This is a genomic window from Chitinophaga sp., from assembly GCF_036569185.1.
Classification (GTDB): domain Bacteria; phylum Bacteroidota; class Bacteroidia; order Chitinophagales; family Chitinophagaceae; genus Chitinophaga.
Genome location: NZ_DATCRD010000213.1, coordinates 1 through 6172 on the forward strand (window position 1 = coordinate 1; position 6172 = coordinate 6172).

Below are 6172 nucleotides of genomic sequence, written 5' to 3' on the forward strand. Positions count from 1 at the left end.
AGTACCGGGTGCCTTTTAACCCAACGGTTACGCCGGGCGCCGGTTTGCCATCGGCCGACAGCACCTTCCCTTTTAAGCCGGAACCTGTATCTTCCGCGAATAAAAACAGGGGCAACAGGAATAAAAGAGCCGTTGAAATATAGGAAATAATATAAGGTTGGTAGCGATGTTTCATATGCAAAATTTAGTAGTGCAAAATGAATACATGCGTAGCGAAGATGTTTACGAGATCGGGAATTTTATAGCAGGTAAGAAAATGTTGAACATACAGGCGTAACTGTTGCTGTGCGGGCATTGCAAACCGGTTAATGATATTTGTGAATACTCAAATCGGAAAAAACTGCTATGGATCAGGTCTTCTCTTTATAATATCAGGCAATACTTCTTTGGTAAGAAATTTAAGAAAGATGTTAACGGGTCACTCGTTTCAGTTGCTTAAAATTTTTATTCCCCCACTCGATCACTGTCATCACCACGGGTAAAAGCGACAAGCCGAATGCAGTTAACCGGTACTCCACTTTAGCGACCGCTTCATCGTACACCGTTTTGCTGATAATTTCATGTTTCACCAGTTGATTCAGCTGTACATCCAGCACTCTCCTGCTGGCCTGCGGAATTTTCCGTTGCAGTTCACCGGGGCGGCTCACGCCGTTGGCAATATAATAGATCAGGGTAATCTTCCAGCGACCGTATAATATTTCCCGGACATATTCATGCCCGCATTCCAGTATCGGTATTTTTCGTTGGTATGTCATAAAAATGATTCAAAGGTAGATGATCAGACCGGGATGAAAGGTACGGATAAATTTATCCGTACTTGTTGATTTAACTGTTCCTGTTGAATTTTGTGCAGACAAAAAAAACAGGATATGAAATATAAGATCTTTGGCGCCAACACCGGATTATATGCAAGCGAACTGATTCTGGGAGGCGCTATGTTTGGGGCTACCGGCTATGGCGCCAGTAAGGAAGAAGCCAAAAGCATCCTGGCAGGTTATGCTGATGCCGGGGGAAATTTTATTGATACCGCAGATGCTTATAAATATGGCGCATCGGAAGAGGTAATCGGTGAATTTATAGCTGGCAACCGGAACGATTATATCATCTCCTCAAAATTTACCAGGAGCGCAAGTGCAGCGCCTCCCATCAGTGCACTGGGCAATAACCGCAAGGCCATGGTCCGGTCGGTGGAAGATAGCCTGAAACGGTTGAAAACAGACAGGATCGATATTTACATCGCGCATTTTGACGACAACATTACACCTGCAGAAGAGCTGGTGCGTGGGTTCGATGAACTGGTGCGGGCGGGGAAGATCCTGTATGGCGGCTTATCGAACTTCCCGGCATGGAAAGTAGCTACCGCCGTTACCATTGCCAACATCCGCTTTAAGGCGCCGGTAATAGCATTGCAAACGGAATACAGTCTTGTGCAGCGTGTACCGGAAAAAGAACTGCTGCCTATGGCAAATAATTTTGGTCTTGGTATTATGGCTTACTCGCCGCTGGCCGGCGGCTTATTAACCGGCAAATACAGGAACAATGATGCCGGCCGGATTACGCTTGCTAAAAATGATACGCTGATACAGGACCGGCGTAACAACGCCATACTGGATGCCCTCATTACTATTGCCAGTGAAACCGGTAGTACTCCTGCCCATGTAGCCGTAGCGTGGATTTGCGGAAAAGGCATCTTCCCTGTGATTGGTCCCAGAACGAGAGTGCAGCTCGATGAGTACCTTGCTTCGCAGCAGCTCTATCTTAACAAAGAGCAAACTGCATTGCTGGACCAGGCCAGTGACATACCAATGGAGTATCCGCACGACCTTACCAAAACCCAGCGGGAGCTGATGATGCAGCACCTGGTTCAGTAAGGTTCCCTCTTTACAGGCAACCCTTTTCCTGCAGGCCTGCAATAGCCGGCGGACGTTAACCTCAAAATAAACACTTTGAAATCGCCGGCAACACGGATGCAGGATTTCTTACCATACAGGGTAAAAAAGCATTTCTTTTCCTGAAGAAAAATCAATACTTTTAATGTTACCACCCAGGTAAAAATCAAAGACGCTCCGGCAGCACAAAAGCATTGCTTTTACCAGTGAAATTCCTGATGGAACTTTCACCCTGCGGTAAAGGCACTGCATGACAAAAGGACGTAATAAAGCACAAGACTATTTCCATCAAAGGCGGCATGGCGGAGGGCCTGGGATACCCCGTAAAAAAGATCTCCCTGCATTTTTTACCCCACCATAAAAAGATATAAATCATCAATATCATGAAAACAAAACCCGGCCGTTACTATCTTCTTCCTGCCATTCTATTGGCCATAGGTATTGGCAGTTGCGGTAAAAGCAATAACAATCCCGCTCCCCCTCCGGACCCTGAGCTGAAAATCACCCACACCGGCACTATGCAGCTATCAAAAGGCAGGAGCGGGCTGGTGGCGGCTGCCGCAGGTAATAAGATCCTGTTTGCCGGCGGCATCTATAGTACCGGCAAATCTGCTGCAGTGGATATTTATGATGTAGCCGCCAACAAGTGGGAAACCACTGACCTGGCCGAAGCAAAAAGTAATCATGCCGCCGCTGCTGCCGGTACTTTTATCCTGGTAGGTGGCGGCGTAAGTGATATGGGATTATCCGCACGGGTAGACATTTACAACACGGCCAACGGCCAGTGGTCCAATAACCTGCTCAGCGAGGCCAGGTATGACCTGGCTGCAGCCGCTTCGGGGAACAAAGTGGTATTTGCCGGCGGGTTCGCCGCCAATGCCCAGCCTTCTGCCACTGTAGATATTTATGATATCACCACAAAAGCATGGACTAAAACCACGCTCAGCCAGGCCCGCGGCAAACTGTCGGCAGCAGTGGCAGGGAATAAAATCATCTTTGCTGGTGGTTACACAGGGCCGGGTAATTCCAATGTGGTAGATATTTACGATGTTGGCAGCGGCAGCTGGAGCGTGGGTCAGCTGAACGAGGCTAAGTTTCTCATGGCTGCTGCCGGTGCGGGCAATAAGGCGTTGTTTGCCGGTGGCGTTATCTCCAATATAGCCAATTCGGAAAAAGTGGATATTTACGATGCTGCAGCCAATGCCTGGTCGTCCGTGCAGATCAGTAAAACAAGAAGGGCCATCACTGCAGGCGCCATTGAAAACAAGATTGTGCTGGCAGGCGGTTATGTTATGGGATTTGCTACCGTTAATGATGTAGATGTATACGATGTTAAAACCGGCAAGTGGGAAAAGCTGGCGCTCAGCGAAGCAAGGGCAGATGCAGCTGCCGCGGCGACGGGCAATACGCTTCTTATAGGAGGCGGTGGCGGCGGCGCCAGTGGGTATTCTGCGGTGGTAGATGTTTTTAAACTTTCTCAATAAATACAAAGAGGGGGATCAGCAATATTGCTGATCCCCCTCTTTTATATTAATCCTGTTTGTTAATAAGCATTTTTAACCGTCAGCGTGTAGTTATCCGGCGCGCCGGGAATCCCATTTCCTACTACCACTGTTTTAACCAGCGTTACCGGGTTGCTGATAGTAATATGGTATTGGCCATTAGCATCTATCGTTACATCGGCAGTACCTCCGGAGGTGGCAGTGGCTGAATAATCAACCGCGCCGGTGGTCACCGCAGTACCTGCTGTGCAGGAAAGCGTCATATAACGCGCAGTTGGATGGGCCACCAGCACTTCAGTAGATGTTAATGTATATTTTCCTGCTCCCAGGGCCTTATAAAAAACGGCGGTTAAGGCACTGCCGGAATATGCGCCATGATTGCCTCCGTCGCCGGAGGTAGTAACAGCTATGCCTACGGTGTTACCGCTTGTATTCTGGGAAGAGGCTCCCCGCGTGTATGTATAGTTACCCAGCTTCCAGGTAGATTCGCCTCCGGACGGATCAGGCGTTGGATCATTTTTTTTACCTCCACAGGAAAACAACATAATGGAGAAAGATAGTAAGGCGATGAACGTAAGTGATTTTTTCATTCTCTTCATTTTTATTCGAAGGATAAAAATAGTCAAAGAATATGCCTTCTTTACAATTCCGGCTAAAAATACTGGTTTGCGGTTGGCCTCTATACCTGGAAACAAGGAGTATATGGGGTAGGTAAGAAAAAAGCGTTTAAAGCAGTGGATACTTCTATCCGGGTCCTGAAATTGTGGGGCGATATTTATGAATTATTTATTGTCTACATGACATGTATTCGCATCACTTATAATTAGTTAGGCAGAGAATAAAACGTTATTTTACTATAAAAAAATATTATGGGAGAAGAAGTCTATAAAATAGCCGGCAATGACGCTGCCAACTACGAGGAGCACCTGGGCCCCCTGGTTTTTGAACCGGCCGCCCAGGCGTTGTTGTCGCACATCAGCGCGTTCCCGGTGCATACGATCCTGGAAACAGCCTCCGGAACCGGCAGGCTCACCAAACATCTCCGGAAAAGTTTTCCTGCAGCTGAAAGTCTTGTTGCCACAGACATCAACCCTGATATGCTGGAAATAGCGCAGCAGCAATTGAATGATCCGTCAATCACATTCCAGCTGGCCGATGCGCAGCAATTACCTTTCCCTGATCAGTCGTTTGACCTGGTGGTAAACCAGTTCGGGTTAATGTTCCTTCCGGATAAAGAAGCCGGTCTGAAAGAAGCGGCCCGCGTATTAAAACCCGGTGGTCATTTTGTGTTCACCACCTGGGATAAAATTCCCAGCATGCCGTTGTTTACGCTGCTGATTGAGGAGGTGATCCTGCCCTTGTTTAAAGACGAAGATACAACGCGGTTTTACACGCCATTCTCTTTACATGATCCTCAACTGTTAAACACTTTCCTTGAACAGGCGGGTTTCAGGAACCACAAGGTGGTGTTCCTGAAATTTAGCGGTCGCGCTGATTCGCCTCAGCATATTGTGAACAGTTATTTCCTGCAACATCCGCTGGGCAGGCAGGTAAAAGAAAAGGCGCCGGATGCTTTTGACAAGGTGGCAAAGGAGCTGGAACACCGCCTTACTAAAGAATTTGGCGCCGGAGCGTTTGATTTTGAGCTCAGGGCGCTGGCGGGGATGGGGAGGAGATAAATATCATCACTCCAATACCCTCATCCTGTACGCATTCATCGCCGTTTTTCCCAGCTTCGTCACCAAACGGTAATTCACCACCACCCCTACCGCGGCCCCTACTACAGGGAGTAGCTGCCCCATTTTCGCCAGGTCTATATGATCGCGGTACTCGATCTGGAATTGCTGCCAGTCGAAGCGATGAATATCCTCCGGCAGCTGGCTGCTTTTTTCTTTCCAGTCCACTATCTGCTCAAATACATTTCTCCGGTGCTCCTGGCTGCTGAAGGCCAGCTGGAAAATATAAAGAATGTATAGGCGCTCCTTGTAATCCTTTACATCAAAACCATAAAAGGTAGCGATATCAAAAAGCAGTTTCAGCTTCATGCCCAGCAATATCGGGAAATCTGCAAGGCCCAGCAGGATACCGCCTGCTCCTGTGATACCGCCCTCAGCTGCTGCCGTTTTCCGGTACACATCCACCCGGCGCAGCACGGCTTCTTCCATATCATACATGGATGCGAAAACTGGCTGTTCAGGAATCGTATAGGCAGCACCGAACAATACGCCCCTTACCATTTGCTTGATGGTAACAGTAACCACGTCATGCACCTTCTGTGGAATAATACGATTGATACGCGATTGCATTGATTTCGACACCCGGTCGAACATAGACGGCCGGGCACGCATTTTGTGCTGCCATAGCTCCAGTTCCACCTTCATTCGCTGTTCATATAACATAACGGGAAATTACATAAAATCCCGGGGGCTTTTATCAATAGATCAGGTCGGAATTGGTATTTATCAAGGCAATAGCGTCCAGGAAAGATGCAGCAATAAAAACGTATTCTTCGCCGCCATATCTCTTAAAAACGCCGGGCTGGGTTTTAACAAACCCAATATCATGACTATGAATTAAGAAATCTGAGAACCCTATAAACTCATGATCTGTGCTACCACTATACTCTTCCAGGATCTTTTCAAGCGGCCAGATTGAAAACATATTTTCTCTCCAGTCTCCATCGGGAAAACCATTTACCTCGGTATATAATTCTTTAAATCCTGCGGGAAATGTAAAGCCTATGCTGGCTTCCACGGCTGAAATCAAATCAGGAGCCGCACC

Annotated in this window: 7 protein-coding genes; 3 read left to right on the forward strand and 4 right to left on the reverse strand. The window is 47.7% G+C overall.

From position 1 onward, the window contains the following. Positions 1-410: 410 nt before the first annotated feature. The gene (locus tag VIM72_RS16175; RefSeq protein WP_332003863.1) at positions 411-755 is read right to left on the reverse strand and encodes a helix-turn-helix domain-containing protein; all 345 of its coding nucleotides are present in this window, start codon (positions 753-755) and stop codon (positions 411-413) included. A gap of 114 nt (positions 756-869) precedes the next feature. Here VIM72_RS16175 and VIM72_RS16180 point away from each other — a divergent pair, with 114 nt between their 5' ends. Both VIM72_RS16180 and VIM72_RS16185 read left to right on the forward strand, forming a co-directional pair. Continuing rightward, positions 870-1871, forward strand: coding sequence for an aldo/keto reductase (locus VIM72_RS16180; protein ID WP_332003864.1), 1002 nt, complete (start codon positions 870-872; stop codon positions 1869-1871). 401 nt (positions 1872-2272) lie between these two features. Further along, positions 2273-3373 (forward strand): Kelch repeat-containing protein, encoded by a 1101-nt coding sequence (locus VIM72_RS16185; protein ID WP_332003865.1) that lies wholly within the window; start codon positions 2273-2275, stop codon positions 3371-3373. 59 nt (positions 3374-3432) lie between these two features. Here VIM72_RS16185 and VIM72_RS16190 read toward each other — a convergent pair whose 3' ends face one another. Then, a complete protein-coding gene (locus VIM72_RS16190; protein WP_332003866.1) occupies positions 3433-3981 on the reverse strand; it encodes a hypothetical protein in 549 nt (182 codons plus the stop codon). A 279-nt stretch (positions 3982-4260) separates the two neighbouring features. On the opposite strand from VIM72_RS16190, the gene VIM72_RS16195 reads away from it, so the two are divergent. After that, positions 4261-5070, forward strand: coding sequence for a class I SAM-dependent methyltransferase (locus VIM72_RS16195; protein WP_332003867.1), 810 nt, complete (start codon positions 4261-4263; stop codon positions 5068-5070). Positions 5071-5076: 6 nt separating this feature from the next. On the opposite strand, the gene VIM72_RS16200 is transcribed toward VIM72_RS16195, so the two are convergent. Both VIM72_RS16200 and VIM72_RS16205 read right to left on the reverse strand, forming a co-directional pair. Beyond that, positions 5077-5790, reverse strand: a complete 714-nt coding sequence (locus tag VIM72_RS16200) for an EcsC family protein (RefSeq protein ID WP_332003868.1) — start codon at positions 5788-5790, stop codon at positions 5077-5079. A 34-nt stretch (positions 5791-5824) separates the two neighbouring features. Beyond that, positions 5825-6172 (reverse strand): SMI1/KNR4 family protein (locus VIM72_RS16205; RefSeq protein WP_332003869.1); only part of this gene is annotated, 348 nt, incomplete at its 5' end.